The sequence below is a fragment of the Blochmannia endosymbiont of Camponotus pudorosus genome, from assembly GCF_059934925.1.
Genome location: NZ_CP011793.1, coordinates 532138 through 553899, shown reverse-complemented (window position 1 = coordinate 553899; position 21762 = coordinate 532138). Strand labels below are relative to the sequence as shown.

Genomic DNA, 21762 nt, shown 5'->3' with positions numbered 1-21762 from the left:
TTAACTAAAGTTATATAGAAGAATTAAATGTAGTTGATAATGTTTTTATTTTTTGATAAAGATAAAAAAATCTATGTAATTTATATATTAAATATATGATGTTAATAGTTTTTAATTTGATTGTCTAATTATATTAGATGTTGGGTTGGTAATACAACATAATCAATTTTGTATACTATTTAAGAAGATTGTTGTTAAAAAATTAATTATTGAAATATGGAGTATAATATTTGAAAATTTTAGTAGATAAAGAGATACCTTATGTTAATAAATTATTTGGATTAACTAATCAAATACAAACATATGAAGGACGTTTTATTTCTGCTAAACATGTAAAAAATATAGATATATTAATAATACGATCAACTACTAAAGTAAATTATTCTTTATTATATGATAGTTCAGTAAAATTTATTGGGACTGTTACTGCTGGAATAGATCATATTGATCACGATTATTTAAAGAAACGTAGTATTAAATATGTTTCTGCTCCGGGTAGTAATGCTATTTCTGTTGTAGAATATGTTTTTTCAGCATTATTTTGGTTAGCGAAACGTGATCATTTTTTTTTACGAGATAAAATTATTGGTATAATTGGAGTAGGACATATAGGAAATTTATTGAATCAAAGATTAAATAGTTTTGGAGTACAAACTTTATTGTATGATCCTTATTTATCAAAGACAAATATTAACAAATCATGGAAATCTTTAGAAATTTTAGTTGCTGAATCGGATATTTTAACTTTTCATACACCTTTAACTTACACAGGAAAATATCCTACTTGGCATATGGTAAATAAAGATGTGTTGGAAGCATTGCCATCTAATAGAACGTTGATTAATACTTCCCGAGGGGAAGTATTTGATAATGATGCTTTATTAAAAGTTTTACAACGCGGGAAAAAGATAAATATTATTTTAGATGTATGGGAGTTTGAACCAAAATTATTATTTCCGTTATTATTATATGTAGATATTGGAACTGCACATATTGCTGGATACTCTATTGAAAGTAAAATAAGAAGCATTATTATGATATATAATGCTTATTGCGAATATTTTAATATTTCTGATAAAATTAATGTATTAAATTTATTTCCATCTTTTGTTAATTTTGCTTCTATAAAAAAAATAGATGAATATATTATATTTAATTTAATTAAAACTTTATATCATATATATAAAGATCATATGTTATTAAAAAGTTATGCGTTAAATTTAGGAGGATTTGATATGTTACGTAAAAATTATTTTTTTCGTAGGGAGTGGTCTGCTATATTAGTAAATTCTGGAAAAGATTATATTGACGAAATATTAAAAAATTTTGGTTTTAGTATATTTTAGATTTGTATTGTAAAAATGATTATTTATTTTTATTTATATAAAAAGTGGGAAAGAGTTTTTGTTTTAGTAAAATATCATTACTTATTATTTGTTCTTATTATTATTAGTTAAGTATATAAGATATATATGCCTAAATTAGCTTTAGGAGTTGAATATGATGGATCTAGATATTGTGGCTGGCAAAAGCAAAAATATGGAACTAGTGTACAAGATTGTATAGAAAAGGCTTTAAATATCGTTACATCAGAATCGGTGACAGTATTTTGCGCAGGTCGAACAGATTCCGGTGTACATGCCTTGGGTCAAGTTATACATTTTGAAACTAATTTGAAATATCCAAAATCTGCTTGGACTTTAGGGGTGAATCGTCATTTACCTAATAATATTTGTGTACGTTGGGCTAGTTTAGTGAAAGAAAATTTTCATGCTAGATTTAGTGCGATTTCTAGACGTTATTATTATTGTATTTATAATGATGTAATGAGATCTGCTGTTTTTTTTAAAAAAACTTGGCATTACTCAAAATTATTAGATATTTGTAAAATGACTAGGGCAGCTCAATATTTATTAGGGGAGAATGACTTTTCAGCATTTCGAGCATCAAGATGTCAGTCATATTCTACATATCGAAATATATATCATTTAAGAATTGTTCGTGTAGGTTGTTATGTAATTATAGATATTAAGGCTAATGCATTTTTATATCGTATGGTTCGTAATATTGTAGGAAGTTTAGTAGAAGTGGGATGTGGAAATCAACCGGAAGTGTGGATTTTAGAATTATTAAAAAATTGTAAAAGATCATTAGCAGGAATTACTGCTCCTGCATATGGTTTGTATTTAGCTGAAGTAAAGTATCCTAACCATTTTTTTATTATTGACACTAAAAAATAGAAAATTTTTTAAAGATTAGCAAATAGAATTAATTTTTATGAATGTATTACATGTAGTGAAATATATTTTTACATAGAAATATTTTTATAAAAATAAAAAATATAGTTATTTGTAAGTTGCGATTGTTTTAGGTATAAAATGTTTTATTGAATATAGTTGAATATATTATGTCATTTAATTATACAATTGGATTTGCATTATTAGTAATAATATAATTAATTTTTAATTAAGAGTGAATAATGAGTTGGATTGAACGGATTATTCGTAAAAATAAGATATTGTCTGAACAAAAAATCAATATTCCGGAAGGAATATGGACTAAATGCAGTCATTGTTCTCAGTTGTTATATACTAAAGAATTAAAACGTAATTTAGAGGTATGTCCTCGATGTGATTATCATATGCAAATTTCTGCTAGAACTCGTTTACTTGCATTTTTAGATCAAGGTAGCGCTTTAGAATTAGGAAAGGAGTTTATACCAAAAGATATCTTAAATTTTAAAGATTCAAAGAGATATAAAGATCGATTGATTTCTGCTCAAAAGATAACTAAGGAAACAGAAGCTTTGGTTGTTATGCAGGGAACTTTGTATAATATGGTTGTTGTTACTGCTGCTTTTGAGTTTAATTTTATTGGAGGATCAATGTCTTCAGCGGTGGGATCTCGTTTTGTTAGCGGGGTGAATCAATCTTTGAGATTTAAGTGTCCGTTTATTTGCTTTTCTGCAAGTGGAGGAGCTCGTATGCAAGAAGCTTTTATATCTTTAATGCAAATGGCTAAAACTAGTGCAGCTTTATCACTTTTATATGATGAAAATTTACCATATATTTCTGTTTTAACTAATCCAACTATGGGAGGTGTATCTGCTAGTTTAGGAATGTTAGGCGATCTTAATATTGCTGAACCAAAAGCACTTATAGGTTTTGCTGGTCCTAGAGTTATTGAACAAACTGTTCGAGAAAAATTACCAACAGGATTTCAACGTAGTGAATTTTTATTGGAAAGAGGAATGATTGATTTAATTGTACGTAGGCCAGATATGCGGATAAAGTTAGCAAATTTGTTGTCCAAGTTGACTAAACAAATGATATCATATTAGATTATGATATAAAGTTATATGTTTTTAATTTTATTTAATTTCTTAAGGTGATTCATGAGTTAGAGTTAATAAGTTTTGTTGAGAGTGTAAAAAGTAATAGGTATTAAATATTTAATATATGTGTAATTACTTAAAGTTAATTAAGAAAAAGTATTCATTAAGAGAGTGGTTGGACTATGTTCAAAATTTAAGTCCTGTTTTAGTGAATTTAAATTTAGATAGAATACAAATGGTAGCTATGGCTTTAAACTTAATACCTTTTAGGTTTTATAGCATACTAGTAGGAGGTACAAATGGTAAAGGAACTACATGTTGTTTATTAGAACAGATATTGTTACATAATAATATTAAAGTAGGTTTATATACTTCTCCTCATTTATTATCTTATAAAGAACGAATTCGTGTGCATGGTAAGCAATTACCTGATGATATACATGTGAAATCAATGTCTGTAGTTGAAAGTGCACGCAATGGAATTCCTTTAACTTATTTTGAATTTATAACATTATCTGCATTATATATATTTAAACAATTTAAATTAGATTTAGTGATTTTAGAAGTTGGTTTAGGTGGTAGATTAGATGCGACTAATATTATAGATCCAGATATTTCTGTAATTACAAACATTGCAATAGATCATATTGATTTTTTAGGTGGAACTCGACATAAAATTGCTATAGAAAAATCTGGTATTTTTCGTGCAAATAAACCAGCTATAATTGGAGAATTGAATCGACCATTAATTATAGATAAAGTAGCAAAAGATCATTCATCAATTTTATTTGCTCGAGGAAAGGATTGGGATTTTTATTGCTGTAAGAATGGTACCTGGACATGGATACGATATAATAAATATCGTAGATTTTTAATAAATTTACCTATGCCTTTTTTTATTCCACTGGAAAATTCAGCTGTTGTTTTAAGCATATTGTATTGGTTACCTTTTAGAGTATCCAAAAAATCGATTAATTATGGATTGCGTAATGCTATTTTATTGGGTAGATTACAAATAATTAATCATCATCCATTGATGATATTGGATGTAGGACATAATCCTCATGCTGCTTTTTATATAACTAATAGATTATATCCAATAATTTCAAAAAGAAAAGGGATAGTAAGGGCAGTAATTGGCATGTTAAAAAGTAAAGATATTAGAAATACTGTGCGTTATTTAAGTAACTTAATTAATATTTGGTATTGTGCTAATTTGGATACACCATTTTCTGCAAATATGAAAGAGATATTTAATAGTTTTGTTATATTTGATGTTAAATATTTTGAAGATATAACTAGTGCTTGGAATCAAGCTGTTGCTGATTCTAATATTAATGATTGTATATTAGTATTTGGTTCATTTTATGCGGTTAATCCTATTATTAAATTAATGTTTAAAATGAATTAATGTATCTATACCTCTCTATATATTAGGTGATTTAATTGATGGTGTAATAATGAATTGGAATATTATATACCACATGTATGTATATAATATTTTGTTGTTATTTTTAGTTTTGTTTTAAAAGGATGAATAAGTAAATATATGCATTATTTAGGAATATTTCTTTATATAGTAAGCGCAGTATTTTTATGTATTTTTATGTTATTATGTGGATATTTTTTAGGTGGTAGATCTGATTCTCTAGCAAAAAATGTTCCTTTTGAGTCAGGTATTAAATCTACAGGACAAGTTCGGGTAAAATTTTCTATTAAATTTTATTTGATTGGAATGCTTTTTGTGATTTTTGATGCAGAAGGAATATATTTATATGTTTGGTCTATATCTATTCGAGAATCAGGATGGGTAGGGTTTACTGAGATAATTATTTTTATTTTTATTTTATTAATAAGTTTAATATATTCCATGCGTATAGGAGCATTTAATTGGATAAAAAATCCATTAAAAAATAAGAATGATGACAATATCCACATTTGTTTGAGTTTAGATAATATTTTAAAATTTCTTAAAGAGCGTGATAAATAATTATGAAATATACTTTAACATTAGCCCGTACAAAGAAAAATGATCATGATAAATATCCACTACAAGATCAAAAAGTAGTGTCTGACCCATTAAAGAAATATGTTCAAAGAAGTATCTTTTTTGGAAAATTAGCTGTTTTGTTACATAAAATGGTGAATTGGGGTAGAAGTAATTCTTTATGGCCTTATAATTTTGGGTTATCTTGTTGTTATGTGGAAATGACTACTGCTTTTACTGCTGTACATGATGTTGCTCGGTTTGGATCAGAAGTATTAAGATCATCTCCTCGTCAATCAGATTTTATGGTTATTGCTGGAACTCCATTTATTAAAATGGTTCCTGTAATTCAACGTTTATATGATCAAATGTTAGAGCCGAAGTGGGTAATTTCTATGGGTGCTTGTGCAAATTCTGGAGGGATGTATGATATTTATTCTGTGGTACAAGGAGTGGATAAATTTCTTCCAGTAGATATTTATATTCCTGGATGCCCTCCTAGACCTGAAGCGTATATCCAAGCTTTATTATTGTTACAAAAATCTATTAATAAAGAACGTAGGCCTCTTTCTTGGATTTTAAAAGATAAAGGAGTATATCGAGCAAATATGAAATCTGAAAAAGATCGAAAACACGATGTTCGTGTCAAACAAATATATCATACAGAAACTTAAATAAATTGTATATAAACAAATAAATGTTATTGTTTTTATTTCATGGCTTGTTTATGTTTAATACTAATTAATTTATGTAATTAAAATGTAAAATTATGAATGGTAATAATGAACATGTTGATAATAATTCGTTTTTTTGTAAAGAAAATTCTATATTAAATAGTTTGATTATTGAGTTTGGATCATCTAATTTCACAGTACAATTTTCTTATACTGATGCTTTGATGGTTTGGATATCACGTGAAAAAATTATACCTATAATGGTATTTTTAAAAGAAATAGAACCGCATGTTATGTTGTATGATTTACATGGAATTGATGAAAGATTACGAATACATCGTTCAAAATTGCCATCAGCTGATTTTACAGTGTTTTATCATATAATGTTTATATCAACTAATGTTGATATAATTTTAAAAGTTCCTTTGTTAGAAGGATCTATGCATGTTCCTACAATTACTTCTGTATTTATTAATGCTAATTGGTATGAACGAGAAACTTGGGAAATGTTTGGAATAAAATTTGATAATCATCCAAATTTAACTCGTATTATTATGCCGAAAAATTGGGAAGGTTTTCCATTGCGTAAAGAATATTCAGCTCGAGCTACAGAATTTTGTCCTTCTTTTACTCTTACGAAGCAGAAAGAAGATTTATCTATGGAAGAATTATTATTTAATCCAGAAGAATGGGGAATGAAAAGATATAATAATAATGAAGATTTTATGTTTCTTAATCTTGGTCCGAATCATCCATCAGTACATGGAGTATTTCGTATTATTTTACAATTAAATGGAGAAGAAATTATTGATTGTGTTCCAGATATTGGATATCATCACCGAGGTGCAGAAAAAATGGGAGAACGTCAATCGTGGCATAGTTTTATACCTTACACTGATCGAGTTGAGTATCTAGGTGGATGTATTAATGAGATGCCTTATGTATTAGCTATTGAAAAACTTGCTGGGATTGTTGTTCCGGATCGAGCAAAAGTTATTCGTATTATGTTGTCTGAATTATTTAGAATTAATAGTCATTTACTTTACGTTAGTACTTATTTACAAGATGTAGGAGTTATGACTCCAGTTTTTTTGGCATTTACTGATAGACAAAAAATATATGATGTAATAGAAGCAATAACCGGGGCTAGAATGCATCCAGCTTGGTTTAGAATTGGAGGAGTAGCTTATGATTTGCCTGATAATTGGCATGATTTATTGACGCAGTGCTTATCTTGGTTACCTAAGAGAATTTTGTTTTACATTGAAATGGCTTTAAAAAATGGTATTTTTAAAAAACGTACTTGTGGAGTTGGATCATACGGGGCAAAGGAAGCGTTAAATTGGGGGGTAACAGGAGCTGGATTACGTGCGACTGGCATTGAATTTGATGTACGAAAATTACGTCCGTATTCTGGTTATGAAAATTTTGATTTTGATGTTCCTGTAGGAAATGGTGTTAGTGATTGTTATAATAGAATTGTTTTAAAAATAGAAGAAATGTATCAGAGTATACGTATTTTAGAGCAGTGCTTGAATAATATGCCTGTAGGTCCTATTAAATCTGATCACCCTTTAACTACTCCTCCTGAAAAAACGCATGTATTGCAACATATTGAAACTTTAATTACTCATTTTATTCAAGTATCTTGGGGTCCTGTTATTCCTCCTAATGAATCATTACAAATGATTGAAGCTACTAAAGGTATTAATAGTTATTATTTAATTAGTGATGGTAATACTATGAGTTATAGAACTCGAATTCGTACTCCAAGTTTTCCTCATTTACAACAAATTCCATCAGTTATTAGAGGGAGTTTAATATCTGATTTAATTGCTTATTTAGGAAGTATAGATTTTGTTATGTCAGATGTGGATCGTTGATATAGAAAACAATAATATTTAAAGATAAAATAATATGCAGAAATTATAGTAAAATATTATCAACGGTATATTATTAATTGTTATAGAGTGAGTGAAATATTATGCAGTTAACTAAGGAGGAATTAAATATCATTCGCGCAGAGTGTGATTGTTATGAAAATACTCAAGCAGTCTCTATAGAAGCATTAAAAATAGTTCAAAAGAGTCGTGGGTGGGTGTCGGATGATGCAATTGTATCGATAGCTCAAGTATTGCATATCTCTGTATCTGATGTAGAGGGAGTCGCTACATTTTATAATCAAATTTTTAGACAACCAGTAGGTAGGAATATTGTACGATATTGTGATAGTATAGTATGTTATCTTAATGGATGTGATAGAATTAGGGAGAAATTAGAAGATATTTTAAATACAGAAATTGGAAAGACTACTAAAGATAATGAGTTTACTTTATTGCCTACTTGTTGTTTAGGAATGTGTAATAAGTCTCCTGTTATTATGATTAATGAAGATTTATATTCATGTGTTGTTTTATCAAAAATAAATAAAATTTTAGAACTATATCAATAAAATATTTCATAATGAAAAAAAAATATCAAAGTCCAGAAAGGTATCCTTTAACTTGGAGGATGAATTTAGAGAATGATGAACCGGTGTGGTTGAATGAATATCAATCTAAAAATGGATATGTTGCTTTGCGTAAAGCGATTACGTGTTTATCTAAATCTGATATTATTGAGTTGGTTAAAGAATCAGGATTAAGAGGGCGTGGTGGTGGCGGTTTTTTTACTGGATTAAAATGGTCTATGATGTCAAATAGTCAATCTTCTGTTCAAAAAGTTCGTTATTTAATATGTAATGCAGATGAAATGGAGCCTGGGACTTATAAAGATCGTTTTTTAATGGAAAGATTGCCACATTTATTATTAGAAGGAATATTAATTGCTGGATATGCTTTAAATGTTTCTGTAGCTTATATTTTTTTGCGTTATGAGTACATTTTGATTGCTAAGTATTTAAATTTTGCTATCTCTGAATTGAGATTATCAGGATTATTAGGTAAAAATATTTTAAATACTGAGTTTAGTTTAAATGTATTCTTGCATAAGGGAGCTGGTAGGTATATTTGTGGAGAGGAAACTGCTTTAATTAATGCTTTGGAAGGAAAACGAGCTGTTCCTAGATCTAAACCTCCTTTTCCTGCTCAGTCAGGGTTGTGGGGTAAACCTACTTGTATCAACAATGTTGAAACATTGTGTAATATTCCTGGAATTATAGAACATGGAGCGAATTGGTATAAAACTCTTTCTAATAGGAACAGTAAAGATACTGGAACTAAGTTGATGGGTTTTTCTGGTAAGGTGAAAAATCCTGGAGTTTGGGAGGTTCCATTTGGTATTACTGCTCGAGAGTTGTTAGAAAATTATGCGCAAGGTATGCATGATGGTTTGTTTTTAAAAGCATGGCAACCAGGCGGTGCAAGTACAGATTTTTTAACTCAAGATCATTTAGATACTCCTATGGATTTCGGAAGCATTAGTGCTGTAGGTAGCAGATTTGGTACTGGGATGGTAATAGCTATAGATAATACTGTTAGTATGGTTAGTTTAGTGCGTAATTTGGAAGAGTTTTTTGCACGAGAATCTTGTGGCTGGTGTACTCCGTGTAGAGAAGGATTGCCTTGGATAGTAAAGTTGCTTTTATCATTAGAAAAAAATAATGGTGTTTCTGGAGATATCGAGATTTTAGAGCATTTATGCGATCTATTAGGTCCTGGAAAAACTTTTTGTGCTCATGCTCCTGGAGCAATAGAGCCTTTAAAAAGTGCTTTAAAATATTTTCGTAATGAGTTTGAATGTGGTATCAATTTAAATAGTTTAAATATTGATAATAATATCAGCAGTATTCAAATTATTTAAATTAGTATTTTTATAATTAATTAATTTTTAATATTTTATATATGTGTGTCTTTGAATAATAATGGATATTAACAGATATGATAGTTCCTATTTATATAGAAGGTAAGCGATATTTTGTAAAAAAATCAAAAAATATTTTAGATGTATGTTTGTCATTGGGGTTTGATATTCCTTATTTTTGTTGGCATCCTGCGTTGGGAAGTGTTGGCTCTTGTAGACAATGTGCTGTGAAACTGTATGATAATGATAACGATACTACTGTTGTAAGTTCTGGTAGGTTAGTTATGTCTTGTATGACCCCGATAAAAAAGGATATACGTATTTCTATTTTTGAGAAAGAACTAAAGGAATTTAGAAAAAATATATTAGAATTATTAATGATTAATCATCCTCATGATTGTCCGGTATGTGAAGAAGGAGGTAATTGTCATCTTCAAGATATGACTGTAATGACTGGTCATACTTATAGGCGTTACAGATTTACTAAGCGTACTCATTATAATCAGTATTTAGGTCCATTTATTACTCATGAAATGAATCGTTGTATTACTTGTTACAGATGTATTCGTTATTATAAGGATTATGCAGGTGGTGATGATTTAGGTGTATTTGGCATTCATGATAATATTTATTTTGGACGAGTTCAAGATGGTATGCTTCAAAATGAATTTTCTGGAAATTTGGTAGAAATATGTCCTACTGGGGTATTTACTGATAAAACACAATCAAAAAATTACGCTAGAAAATGGGATGTAACTTTTGCTCCTAGTATATGTCAACAATGTAGTGTGGGATGTAACATAATCGTAGGTGAGCGTTATGGTAAATTATGTCGAGTGGAAAATCGTTATAATAGTAAAGTAAATAGTTATTTTTTATGTGATCGAGGAAGATTTGGATGTGGTTATGTTAATATTAGTGATCGACTTACAAATCCATTAAAAAAGAATAATAATCACTATATTAAAATTGATTTAGTTAACGCTATAAAAGATTCTGTGAAATTTTTTAAAAATAGTGACAAAATAATTGGAATAGGATCATCTAGAGCAAGTATTGAAAGTAATTTCGCTTTAAGGAATTTAGTTGGTGCAGATAATTTTTATTCTGGAGTTAATTCTTCTGAGCAAGAAAGATTATCATTAATATTAGAGGTATTATACAATAATGGCATTTATGTTCCGTCTGCATGTGAAGTGGAAAATTATGATGTAATATTAATTTTGGGGGAAGATATTACTCAAACTGGAGCACGTATTGCGTTATCAGTACGGCAAGCAATGAAAGGTTATTCATATCAGATGGCAGAATCTGAAGGAATTTTTAATTGGCAATCTATATCTGTTATTAATTTTACTCAAAATATTAAATGTCCATTATTGATTATTGGTTTTGATAAAACAAAATTAGATGATTTAGCTATGGTAACATATCATGATTCTGTGTTAAATCAAGCTCGGTTTGGTTTTGCTATTGCTCATGCTTTAGATAATTCATTTCCTAGAGTTAAGGATTTTAATCCTGTATTGAATGATAAATTAAATATAGTAGTACAACAGTTAAAAAATTCCCGTAAGCCATTAATTATTTCTGGAAGTAATGCAGGAAGTAAGGAATTAATTGCAGCTGCTTCTAATATTGTTTGTGCTTTAAAAAAAATAAAAAATGATGTGGGAATTCTTTTAGTTACTCAAGATGTTAATAGTATTGGATTAGCTATGATGACCACTAAAAGTTTAGATGATGCTATTGATTCATTATGTGCTGATAGTAGTAATAGTAGTACTTTAATAAAAAAATCACCAATGCGTACTAGTGTTGTGATATTAGAAAATGATTTGTATCGTTATGCTAGTATGGAAAGAATTAGTAATATGTTAAATAATATTAATTATCTGATTGTTATTGATCATCAATATAATTCAATTCAAGAAAAAGCAAATTTAGTTTTTCCAGCTGCTAGTTTTGTTGAGAGCGATGGTACTGTAGTTAATTATGAAGGAAGGGCACAAAGATTTTTTAAATTATATGATCCTAATTTTTATAATAATAATGTCAATATTTTAGAAAGTTGGAGATGGTTATATTTAATACGTGATTCATATACTAATTATGTTAGAACAAAGGAGTTACATATTGATCATGTAATAGAATCTGTTGTACGTTGTTTTCCAAAATTGATTGGAATTAAATATGCTGCTCCAGATGCTAGTTTTAGAGTACATGGACAAAAAATAGCTCAATCTACGCATCGTTATAGTGGACGTACTTCTATGTATTCAAATTTAAATGTACATGAACCTTGTGCCTTGAAAAATGATGAAACAATGTTTACTTTTTCTATGGAGGGTAATCATCGTCATCAGAAATCATTATATAATCAAGTAGCATTTGCTTGGTCTCCTGGTTGGAATTCTCCTCAATCATGGAATAAATTTCAAAAACAAGTGGGAGAAGAACTATATCCGGAAGATCCTGGGATTCGATTATTTGATGCAATATCTCACAAAGACTGTGATAATAATCATAGCAATAAAAAAATAAATTGGGTTAAATTAATTTCTTCTGAATATTTATCAGTTAATAGTAGTGATAATAATTTGCGCAGGTGGTTAATAGCTCCTTGTTGGCATTTATTTGGGAGTGAATATATGTCGCAACGTACAAAATGTATTCAAGATTGTATGCCTTCTTTATATGCAAAGATTAATGTATTAGATGCCATTCAATTAAATTTGAAAGAAGGTATGTTGATTAAGTTTGTATGTTTTGGGCATAGTTTATGTTTGCCGATAAAAATTAGCACTAATTTGCCTATGAAACATATTGGATTACCAATAGGTTTTCCTGGAATTCCTATGTTTTTTTTGGGAATGTATGTAGAAAATGTAGAAGGAGTTTTAAATCGTCATGATAGTTAGTGTTGCAGAATCGTTAAAATTTTTTGATATTTTTATTCGTTCGATATTTGTTTTATTTATTATAGTTGTATGTGGAGCATATATGAGTTTTTTTGAACGTCGATTATTAGCTCTTTTTCAAAATCGATATGGTCCAAATAGAGTGGGTTGGAAGGGATCTTTACAATTATTAGCAGATTTAATAAAAATTATATTCAAGGAAGATTGGATACCTATTTTTTCTGATCGATATATATTTGTATTAGCTCCAATGATTGCGTTTATTATATCTGTAATGATTATGCCTATTATTCCATTTTTTCCTAATGTAGTTATATTTGATTGTAATATTGGAATATTGTTTTTTCTTATGATATCAGGATTATCAATATATTCAGTATTGCTTGCAGGTTGGTCAAGTAATAATAAATATGCTTTAATTGGAGCTGTAAGAGCTATTGCACAAACATTAAGCTATGAAGTGTTTTTGGGGTTATCTTTGATGGGAGTAGTTGCTCAATCTGGATCATTTAATTTGTTAGATATAATAAAAGCTCAAGAAAATGTATGGAATATATTTCCTCAATTTTTGGGATTTATTATTTTTTTTATGTCAAGTTTAGCTTTATGCCATAGACATCCATTTGATCAGCCAGAATCAGAACAAGAATTAATTGCAGGTTATCATATTGAATATTCTGGTATGAAATTTAGTTTATTTTTTATTTCTGAATATATTAATATTATATCAATGTCAGCATTTATGGTAGTTTTATTTTTTGGAGGTTGGTCAGGTCCTTATCTTTCTCCAATAATGTGGTTTATTAGTAAAACAAGTGTTATTATATTATTATTTATATTAATTCGAGCTTCTTTGCCAAGGCCTCGTTATGATCATGTTATGTTTATTGGTTGGAAGTGGTTATTGCCTATGGCGTTATTAAATCTGTTAGCTACTGCGTTTTTTATTTTAATATAATTAATTTAATTTTCATATTGGTGAAATATATTTATGATAAAACTGAAACAATTTTTTATAAATGTTTTTTCTATAATACGTAGTGTATGGATGGTTGGAAAACAAGCATTTAATAAACGAGAGACACATTTATATCCTGATATTTCTTGTAAATTATCTCCTAGATATCGTGGGCGTATTGTTTTGACTAGAGATCAATTTGGTAATGAACGTTGTGTAGCTTGTAATTTGTGTGCAGTATCTTGTCCGGTAGGTTGTATTTCTTTAAAAAAATCGGAAACTGCTGATGGTCGATGGTATCCAGAATTTTTCAGAATTAATTTTTCTAGATGTATTTTTTGTGGTATGTGTGAAGAAGCTTGTCCAACTGCAGCTATTCAGTTAATTTCAGATTTTGAAATGAGTGATTTTAAGAGAGGTAATTTAGTATATGAAAAATCTGATTTATTAATAGAAGGATCAGGAAAACAGTCAAAGTATGATTTTTATCAAGTTTCTGGAGTAACATATGCTAATAAAGGTAAAGGAGAATCTCAAAATGAAGAAAAACCCATTAATGTTAAAACTATATTGCCTTAATTAAATATTATAATAAGGAGAATAATGTAGAATGGTAGTTTTATTTTATATTTCTGGGTGTATGGCAATATTATCAACTATTTGTGTTGTATTAAATAATAATTCTGTACATTCATTGTTATATTTAGTGTCCTCATTATTTTTTGTATCGTGTAATTTTTTTGTTTTAAAAGCTTCTTTTGCTGGAGCTATAGAAATTATTATTTATGCTGGAGCAATTATGGTGCTTTTTTTATTTGTAATGATGATGTTTAATATGAGTAATAGTGATTCTTATTGTTTCAGGAATAGAAGTTGCATATTTTTGTTTAAAAAATTTAATTTAGGTGTTTTATTTATTATGAGTAGTTTGTTATTCATTTTGTTCTATTCTGTTTTCAGAATAGAAAATCAATTTATTGATATAATAAAAACGACAATACCTATTAATTTGATTGGTACTACTTTATTTGGAGGAGAAGGAGAGTACCTACTGATTGTAGAAATAGCTTCATTGTTATTATTAAGTGCATTAATTTCTGTATTACATATAGCTCAAGAAAGTCAATCTATTTGTAATAATGTTGTTTTCATAAATAAGAATGATAAGAAAAGTAAATAAATGATTCCTTTATCGCATGGTTTAATTTTATCTATTATCCTATTTATATTAGGATTAATAGGAATAACAATCAAGAAGAATTTTTTCTTCATGTTATTAGGATTAGAAATTATCATTAATTCTTCAGCGTTAGCGTTTGTAGTAGTAGGTGCATATTTAGGTCAGGAATATGGACAAATTATATATATGCTAGTTGTCACTGTAGCTGCTTCTGAAGCAGCGGTTTCATTAGCATTATTGTTGCATTTGTATCGGTGTTATGGCACTTTAAATGCTGATGATGTAACGTAAAATTGAGATACCTAAAAAAAGATATGAATGTATTTACTTTAACTATGTTATTTCCATTATTAAGTTTTATTGCATTAATAATATTTCAGGAAAATCATGGAAAGAATATTACGGCAATAATAGGAAGTAGTGGCATTGGAATATCAGCATGCATTACTACTTTTTTAGTATTGAATTTTTATTATTGTTTGTATGATAAGGTTGATTTTGTAATTATTCAGGAGCTATGGTCATGGTTAAAAATAGATGCCATGAATATTGGGATAAAATTTAAATTAGATCGATTGTCTTTATTGATGTTATCAATAATTACTGGGGTTGGTTTTGTAATTTGTATATATTCTATTTGGTACATGCGTGAATCTGAAGGGTATGCTCGTTTCTTTATTTATATTAATTTATTTATATTTAATATGATTCTTTTAATATTGTCCGATAATTTATTATGTGTATATTTTGGTTGGGAAGGAGTAAGTTTATGCAGTTATTTATTAATTGGTTTCTATTATTATAACAGTAATAATGGATTTCAAGCCTTGAAAGCATTCATTATTACTCGATTTGGAGATATATGTTTAATGTGTGGCTTATTTATGATTTATTATCAATATCATACATTGAGTTTACATGAATTATTACAGTTATCTCCACAGTATTTATCAACTACTACTCTATCTATTTGGATTTCTGTTGCTTTTCTAATAGGAGCTATAACTAAATCAGCTCAATTTCCTTTGCATACATGGTTAGTTAGTGCTATGGTTGGTCCAACCCCTGTATCTGCTTTAATTCATTCAGCTACTATGGTGACTGCTGGAGTATATTTAATTTATCGTTTAAATAATTTTTTTTTAATTGATTCTTGTATTTTATATGTAGTAGGCGTTGTAGGAGCTATTACCTTAGTTACAGCTAGTTGTTCTGCACTATTTCAAAATAACATTAAAAAAATTTTAGCATATTCTACTGTTAGTCAAATTGGATACATGTTCTTAGCTTTAGGAGAAAAAAATTGGTATGGAGCAATATATCATTTAACAACGCATGCTTTTTTTAAAGCTTTATTATTTTTATCAGCAGGTTCTTTGATACGTTCATGTCAAGGTGAGCAAAATATTCTAAAGATGGGTGGATTATTTAAATCAGCACCTTTTCTTTATGTTTGTTTTTTAGTAGGTGGAGCATCGTTGTCTGGATTGCCTATAGTTACTTCTGGTTTTTATTCTAAAAAATTAATTTTATTGAGTATATTTAATAATCATAATTATCTTTTTTTAACTTTTGGATTAATAGGAGTGTTTTTAACTCCTATTTATATTTTTCGTATGATTTTTGTAATTTTTCATGGACATCAATCAATTAATCCGAAAATTAGTTTTGAAATTAACCAATATCTTCCTTTAATTATTTTTTTATTTTTATCTACTGCTATAGGGATAAAAATACCATCATTTTTAATAAATGATTTTTATAGTAGTTATTTTCATGAATTTGATTATAGACAAATGTATTTTCTTATAACTTCTGAAATTTTAGTATTTTTAGGGATATGGATAGCATATGTATTTTGGTTTAATAATACTATATTTACAATACGAAATGAAATCTTTAAAGGGCAATTGTCATCGGAGTTTATAACACGATATTTAATTTTATTATGTCATTATGGGTGGGGATTAGATTGGTTATATAAAACTATATTTGTGAAACCGTATTTTTATATAATAAATAAGTTACTTTATTATAATGATTTTATTGGATCTGGAATTAATGTGTGTATATCTATTTTTAATTGGTTGGGTCAATGTTTTTTATATACTGAACATAGAAAAATAAATTGGAATATATTGTCAATAAATATTGGTGCAATTATTGCGTTGCTTATGGTTTTAATGAATTCAAATATATAAGAGATATTGACAATATAAATTATAAAGTTGTATTGTTTTTGGAGATGAAGAAATATAATGTTATTGTTAATTTTAGTATTAATTCCTTTTGTTTTTGGTTTATTATCTTGGCAATCAGAGCGGATTGGTGTATTCCGTCCTCGATGGGTTGCTTTATTGGGAGCAAGTATAGAATTATTTATTAGTGTAATATTATGGTTATCTGACATGGAGTGTTTTAAATTAATATTAAATAAATTTTTAAAAAGCAATCAGTCTACTTCTTTATGGCAATTAGAATATTTATGTTCTTGGATTCCAAGATTTGGGATTAATTTTCATTTAGCGTTAGATGGTCTATCATTATTAATGTTAGTGTTATCTGGAATTTTGGGAGTTTTATCAATATTAGGTTCTTGGGATAATATACGTAAATATCAGGGTTTATTTTATTTAAATTTGTTGTGTGTTTTAGGTAGCGGAATAGGAGTTATTTTATCAGTAGATATGTTTTTATTCTTTTTTTTCTGGGAAATTATATTAATTCCAATGTATTTCTTAATATCTGTCTGGGGTTATGTAGAATGTAATAATAAAAAATTGCGAGTTATTTCTGCTACTAAGTTTGTTATTTATACTCAATTTAGTGGGTTAAGTATGTTGGTGTCTATTATAATTATTGTTTATTTTAATTATAAAATGAATGGAATTTGGTCATTTGATTATGATATTTTATCAAAAGTTATATTACCAAAAAATATAGAATATTTATTGATGTTAGGTTTTTTTTTATCTTTTGCAATAAAAATGCCAATTGTTCCTTTTCATTCTTGGTTGATAGACATTCATAGTTCTTCCCCCATGATGGGATCAGTCGATTTAGTAGGTATTTTATTAAAAACCGCAATTTACGGGTTCTTTAGATTTGTTCTTCCGTTTTGTCCTTGTGCTGTACGGGATTTTTCTTTAATTGCAATGTTTTTAGGATTATTAAATATTTTTTATGGATCTTGGATGGCTTGCGCTCAAATTGATATGAAAAAAATAATTGCATACGCAAATATATCTCATATGGGATTTATATTAATTGCAATTTATAGTAATAATCAATTATCTTACCAAGGAGCTATTTTACAAATGATTTCATGTAGTTTATCTTCAGCTGGAATGTTTATTTTATGCGGACAATTGTACAAAAGATTAAGTACTCGTAATATTACTGAGATGGGTGGTTTATGGAGCAATATGAATTTTATTCCTGCCTTTTCTTTATGTTTTGTGGCAGCAATGTTAGGTATTCCTGGAACTGGAAATTTTGTGGGGGAAGTAGTAATTTTATTTGGAACTTTTCAAGTAGCGCCATTTATTTCAATAATGGCTGCTATAGGTGGAATATTATTTGCATCTATTTATTCTTTAGTTTTAATGCAAAAAGTGTATTATGGTTCTTCAAAAAAAGTATATGGGCTATTAACAGATATAAAATTTCATGAAAAATTTATTAGTATAATATTACTTTTATGTATTTTTATAATTGGGTTATTTCCTCAGTTTATTTTAAATACATCATATAACACTACTAAATATGTATATGAAATTATAAGGATTTAATGATTCATAATATCTATTATTGTGACCTTATATTATAAAGGATAGCTATTTTATTATGATAAAAATTTGGAGCGATATAATTATTTTATCACCCATATTAATTATAGGTGTAACAATTATTATTGTTATGCTATCTATAGCATGGAATAGAGGGAATTTAAAACATGCTATGTTTACAGCAATTGGATTGATTTTATCTATGATGTTTGCTTTGAAAATAATGTCATGGATTGATATTCAAGAAAAATTAAGTATTTTTCAGTTAATACATATTGATAATTTTTCTATATTGCATGTATCGCTTGTGATATTAGCAAGTTTAGCTAGTGTTATATCAGGATATTCATGGTTGTTATCATATCCCAGTCATCGTAAAGATGAGTTTTATTTGTTATTATTACTTTCTACTATGGGTGGAGTATTATTGACGATGACGAATCATTTAATAATACTATTTTTGGGAATGGAATTACTTTCTATTCCTATGTTTGGCTTGATTAGTTATGCTGTTTTTCAGAAACGATCTATAGAATCAGGCATTAAATACATTATATTATCTGGAGTATCGTCATCTTTTTTACTTTTTGGAATAGCTTTTATATATTGTGGGTCAGGTTGTTTATCTTTTGTTGAAATTAAGAAATTATTATTAACTTATTGTAACGGTACTGAAATAATTATTTATCAATTATCACCAATACTATTAGTCATTATAGGGTTAGTAATGATGATGATTGGAATTGGTTTTAAATTATCTTTTGTTCCGTTTCATGTATGGATTCCTGATGTATATCAGGGAGCACCTACTGCAATATCTATGTATTTAGCTACTGGTAGTAAAATTGCTGTAATCTCTGCGTTAATACGATTTTTATTGATATTTCCAGATCAATATAATGAAATGATTTATGTTTTTTTGTCAGGTTCAGCATGTTTATCTATGTTATTTGGCAGTATGATGGCTATTTATCAAAATAGTATTAAGCGTATTTTGGCTTATTCTTCGATAACTAATTCAGGGTATTTATTAGTAGCGTTGATTGCATTATACATAAATAGTGCAATGACTCAAGAATCTATCAATGTGTATCTTATAAGTTATTTAGTTTCTAATATAGGAGTTTTTGGAATAATCAATGTTATATCAAATTCTTGTATAGAAAAAGAGAAAAAAAATATAGATTTGGTTTGTTCATATAGTGGTTTATTTTGGAATTCACCTGTGTTATCAATAATATTTGCAATAATGATATTGTCATTAGCAGGAATACCTTTAACGTTTGGTTTTATTGGTAAATTTTATTTATTATTATTAGGAATAAGTAGTAAATTATGGATAATGACTATTTTTATAATTGTTAGTAGTATAATTAGTACATTTTATTATTTAAAAATTTTGACTAATTTATTTTGTCATAATTCTATGCATAATAGTAATAATGTATGTATTGATTTTAATCATCTTTCTAATTGGATGTATAAAATAGAGGGATTGATGATAATAATTATGGTGATCATTATATTGTATAGTGGTTTATATCCGCAGTTTATAATTCATTTAATTCAATTAATGATATAAAAGTTGCATGAATAGAATATTTAATGTGTACAAAATATTTTTGTTAAAAAATACCATATTTATTTTTGTTCTGTTTCTGTTATTATGTAGGTTTATTAGTATTGAAAATGATTTCAAAGTAAGTATAATATAGAAGATATCATATTTTTAATATGATATCTTCTATAGGGAAACAAGAGCAAATAAAAATTTCTTCAGAAAAAAGACAAGATGCTAGAGGTTTATTATAGTATTTTATTTTTCCTTTTATTAAAGTAACTCGACAACTCCCACAATAACCCGATTTACATTGATAATTTACCGGTATATTATGGTATTTTAATATTTCTAATAAAGAGTGAAATACTGAATTGTGATAAATAAATGATATATTACGAGATGTATTATTATTTATAATAATTTTACAATTGAAAGTTATTAAATTCATCATCATCAATATTAGTATTTATTTGGCCTACTAAATAAGAACTAGATTCTACTTCTTGAGGTGCAACTTGTACATTATCTGAAGATAACCATGAATTAATCCAAGGTATGACATTTGATTTAGTATTATTAAAAGGGGCTTTTAGTCCAATTGCTTGCATACGTGTATTTGTAATATACTCTATATATTGACATAATATTTCTTTATTTAATCCAATCATAGATCCATCTTTAAATAGATATTGAGCCCACATTTTTTCTTGTTCTGCAGCCATTAAAAATAAGTTATAACTTTCTGTTTGATACATACAGCTGATATCAGCCATTTCAGGATCATCTGATCCAGAACGCATAAGATTCAGTATGTGTTGGGTTGCACTTAAATGTAAAGATTCATCTCGAGCAATAAAACGTATAATTTTAGCATTACCTTCCATGAGTTTTCGTTCAGCAAATGCAAAAGAGCAAGCAAAACTAACGTAGAATCTGATTGCTTCTAATACATTAATACTGATTAAGCATAAATATAGTTTTTTTTTAAGTTCATGTAAGTTTACAGTAACGGTATTTTTATTTATTTTATGTATTCCTGGTCCTAAAATATGGTAATAACTGGTTAATTTAATTAAATCATCATAATATATTGAGATATCTTTTGCTCGTTGTAAAATTTCTTTATTAGTTACAATATCATCAAATACTGATGATGGATGAGTTACAATATTTCGAATAATATGAGTGTAAGATCGAGAATGGATAGTCTCAAAAAATGACCAAGTTTCTACCCAAGTTTCTAATTCTGGAATAGAAATTAAAGGTAATAAAGCAATATTTGGGCTTCTTCCTTGTATAGAATCAAGCAATGTTTGATATTTTAAATTACTAATGAAAATATGTTTTTCATGATTAGGCAGAGATTGGTAATCTATTCGATCTTTAGAAATATCTATTTCTTCTGGTCTCCAAAAAAAAGATAATTGTTTTTCAATTAATTTTTCAAAAATAACATGTTTTTGTTGATCAAATCGAGCAATATTTACTGGTTGACCTAAAAACATTGGTTCTAAAAGTTGATTGTTTTTTTTTCTAGAAAAAGTTGTGTATATCATAT

Annotated in this window: 19 protein-coding genes; 17 read left to right on the top strand and 2 right to left on the bottom strand. The window is 27.6% G+C overall.

Translation table 11 applies throughout. From position 1 onward, the window contains the following. Positions 1-230: 230 nt before the first annotated feature. The 17 genes from Bpudo544_RS02500 (at position 231) to Bpudo544_RS02420 (ending at position 20225) form a co-directional block, all read left to right on the top strand. Positions 231-1346, top strand: coding sequence for a 4-phosphoerythronate dehydrogenase (locus tag Bpudo544_RS02500; protein WP_500825201.1), 1116 nt, complete (start codon positions 231-233; stop codon positions 1344-1346). A gap of 126 nt (positions 1347-1472) precedes the next feature. Then, positions 1473-2240, top strand: coding sequence for a tRNA pseudouridine(38-40) synthase TruA (gene truA, locus Bpudo544_RS02495; RefSeq protein WP_500825199.1), 768 nt, complete (start codon positions 1473-1475; stop codon positions 2238-2240). 239 nt (positions 2241-2479) lie between these two features. After that, a complete protein-coding gene (accD, locus tag Bpudo544_RS02490; protein WP_500825198.1) occupies positions 2480-3340 on the top strand; it encodes an acetyl-CoA carboxylase, carboxyltransferase subunit beta in 861 nt (286 codons plus the stop codon). Positions 3341-3458: 118 nt separating this feature from the next. After that, a complete protein-coding gene (folC, locus tag Bpudo544_RS02485) occupies positions 3459-4745 on the top strand; it encodes a bifunctional tetrahydrofolate synthase/dihydrofolate synthase (protein ID WP_500825197.1) in 1287 nt (428 codons plus the stop codon). 138 nt (positions 4746-4883) lie between these two features. Then, positions 4884-5324: an NADH-quinone oxidoreductase subunit A gene (ndhC, locus tag Bpudo544_RS02480; RefSeq protein WP_500825196.1), complete on the top strand. Its 441-nt coding sequence runs from the start codon at positions 4884-4886 to the stop codon at positions 5322-5324. 2 nt (positions 5325-5326) lie between these two features. Continuing rightward, the gene (locus Bpudo544_RS02475; protein WP_500825194.1) at positions 5327-5995 is read left to right on the top strand and encodes a NuoB/complex I 20 kDa subunit family protein; all 669 of its coding nucleotides are present in this window, start codon (positions 5327-5329) and stop codon (positions 5993-5995) included. A gap of 95 nt (positions 5996-6090) precedes the next feature. Continuing rightward, positions 6091-7878 carry an NADH-quinone oxidoreductase subunit C/D gene (gene nuoC / locus Bpudo544_RS02470; protein ID WP_500825193.1) on the top strand — a complete coding sequence of 596 codons (1788 nt, stop codon included), beginning with the start codon at positions 6091-6093 and terminating at the stop codon, positions 7876-7878. Positions 7879-7979: 101 nt separating this feature from the next. Further along, positions 7980-8447, top strand: coding sequence for an NADH-quinone oxidoreductase subunit NuoE (nuoE, locus tag Bpudo544_RS02465; protein ID WP_500825191.1), 468 nt, complete (start codon positions 7980-7982; stop codon positions 8445-8447). Between the two features lie 11 nt (positions 8448-8458). Next, complete coding sequence (gene nuoF / locus Bpudo544_RS02460) at positions 8459-9796, top strand: NADH-quinone oxidoreductase subunit NuoF (RefSeq protein WP_500825190.1); 1338 nt, start codon at positions 8459-8461, stop codon at positions 9794-9796. A gap of 77 nt (positions 9797-9873) precedes the next feature. After that, a complete protein-coding gene (nuoG, locus tag Bpudo544_RS02455; RefSeq protein ID WP_500825188.1) occupies positions 9874-12717 on the top strand; it encodes an NADH-quinone oxidoreductase subunit NuoG in 2844 nt (947 codons plus the stop codon). Further along, the gene (gene nuoH / locus Bpudo544_RS02450) at positions 12707-13675 is read left to right on the top strand and encodes an NADH-quinone oxidoreductase subunit NuoH (RefSeq protein WP_500825186.1); all 969 of its coding nucleotides are present in this window, start codon (positions 12707-12709) and stop codon (positions 13673-13675) included. The genes nuoG and nuoH overlap by 11 nt, the downstream gene beginning before the upstream one ends. 33 nt (positions 13676-13708) lie before the next feature. Beyond that, positions 13709-14254: an NADH-quinone oxidoreductase subunit NuoI gene (gene nuoI, locus Bpudo544_RS02445; RefSeq protein WP_500825185.1), complete on the top strand. Its 546-nt coding sequence runs from the start codon at positions 13709-13711 to the stop codon at positions 14252-14254. A gap of 31 nt (positions 14255-14285) precedes the next feature. Next, the gene (locus Bpudo544_RS02440) at positions 14286-14855 is read left to right on the top strand and encodes an NADH-quinone oxidoreductase subunit J (protein ID WP_500825183.1); all 570 of its coding nucleotides are present in this window, start codon (positions 14286-14288) and stop codon (positions 14853-14855) included. Next, positions 14856-15146, top strand: a complete 291-nt coding sequence (gene nuoK / locus Bpudo544_RS02435; RefSeq protein WP_500825181.1) for an NADH-quinone oxidoreductase subunit NuoK — start codon at positions 14856-14858, stop codon at positions 15144-15146. It begins immediately after the preceding gene. Between the two features lie 23 nt (positions 15147-15169). Beyond that, complete coding sequence (gene nuoL / locus Bpudo544_RS02430) at positions 15170-17056, top strand: NADH-quinone oxidoreductase subunit L (RefSeq protein ID WP_500825180.1); 1887 nt, start codon at positions 15170-15172, stop codon at positions 17054-17056. Positions 17057-17113: 57 nt separating this feature from the next. Then, entirely contained in the window at positions 17114-18646 is a 1533-nt protein-coding gene (gene nuoM / locus Bpudo544_RS02425) for an NADH-quinone oxidoreductase subunit M (protein WP_500825178.1), read from the top strand. A 55-nt stretch (positions 18647-18701) separates the two neighbouring features. Next, complete coding sequence (locus Bpudo544_RS02420) at positions 18702-20225, top strand: NADH-quinone oxidoreductase subunit N (protein WP_500825177.1); 1524 nt, start codon at positions 18702-18704, stop codon at positions 20223-20225. Between the two features lie 139 nt (positions 20226-20364). On the opposite strand, the gene yfaE is transcribed toward Bpudo544_RS02420, so the two are convergent. Continuing rightward, entirely contained in the window at positions 20365-20652 is a 288-nt protein-coding gene (gene yfaE, locus Bpudo544_RS02415) for a class I ribonucleotide reductase maintenance protein YfaE (protein WP_500825645.1), read from the bottom strand. Then, positions 20627-21760: a class Ia ribonucleoside-diphosphate reductase subunit beta gene (nrdB, locus tag Bpudo544_RS02410; protein ID WP_500825175.1), complete on the bottom strand. Its 1134-nt coding sequence runs from the start codon at positions 21758-21760 to the stop codon at positions 20627-20629. Before nrdB ends, yfaE begins: the two co-directional genes overlap by 26 nt. Positions 21761-21762: the final 2 nt, after the last annotated feature.

Coding starts and splice junctions, on each gene's coding strand:
- truA (WP_500825199.1), top strand. CDS start 1,473: ATGCCTAAATTAGCTTTAGGAGTTGAATATGATGGATCTAGATATTGT.
- accD (WP_500825198.1), top strand. CDS start 2,480: ATGAGTTGGATTGAACGGATTATTCGTAAAAATAAGATATTGTCTGAA.
- folC (WP_500825197.1), top strand. CDS start 3,459: ATGTGTAATTACTTAAAGTTAATTAAGAAAAAGTATTCATTAAGAGAG.
- ndhC (WP_500825196.1), top strand. CDS start 4,884: ATGCATTATTTAGGAATATTTCTTTATATAGTAAGCGCAGTATTTTTA.
- Bpudo544_RS02475 (WP_500825194.1), top strand. CDS start 5,327: ATGAAATATACTTTAACATTAGCCCGTACAAAGAAAAATGATCATGAT.
- nuoC (WP_500825193.1), top strand. CDS start 6,091: ATGAATGGTAATAATGAACATGTTGATAATAATTCGTTTTTTTGTAAA.
- nuoE (WP_500825191.1), top strand. CDS start 7,980: ATGCAGTTAACTAAGGAGGAATTAAATATCATTCGCGCAGAGTGTGAT.
- nuoF (WP_500825190.1), top strand. CDS start 8,459: ATGAAAAAAAAATATCAAAGTCCAGAAAGGTATCCTTTAACTTGGAGG.
- nuoG (WP_500825188.1), top strand. CDS start 9,874: ATGATAGTTCCTATTTATATAGAAGGTAAGCGATATTTTGTAAAAAAA.
- nuoH (WP_500825186.1), top strand. CDS start 12,707: ATGATAGTTAGTGTTGCAGAATCGTTAAAATTTTTTGATATTTTTATT.
- nuoI (WP_500825185.1), top strand. CDS start 13,709: ATGATAAAACTGAAACAATTTTTTATAAATGTTTTTTCTATAATACGT.
- Bpudo544_RS02440 (WP_500825183.1), top strand. CDS start 14,286: ATGGTAGTTTTATTTTATATTTCTGGGTGTATGGCAATATTATCAACT.
- nuoK (WP_500825181.1), top strand. CDS start 14,856: ATGATTCCTTTATCGCATGGTTTAATTTTATCTATTATCCTATTTATA.
- nuoL (WP_500825180.1), top strand. CDS start 15,170: ATGAATGTATTTACTTTAACTATGTTATTTCCATTATTAAGTTTTATT.
- nuoM (WP_500825178.1), top strand. CDS start 17,114: ATGTTATTGTTAATTTTAGTATTAATTCCTTTTGTTTTTGGTTTATTA.
- Bpudo544_RS02420 (WP_500825177.1), top strand. CDS start 18,702: ATGATAAAAATTTGGAGCGATATAATTATTTTATCACCCATATTAATT.
- yfaE (WP_500825645.1), bottom strand. CDS start 20,652: ATGAATTTAATAACTTTCAATTGTAAAATTATTATAAATAATAATACA.
- nrdB (WP_500825175.1), bottom strand. CDS start 21,760: ATGATATACACAACTTTTTCTAGAAAAAAAAACAATCAACTTTTAGAA.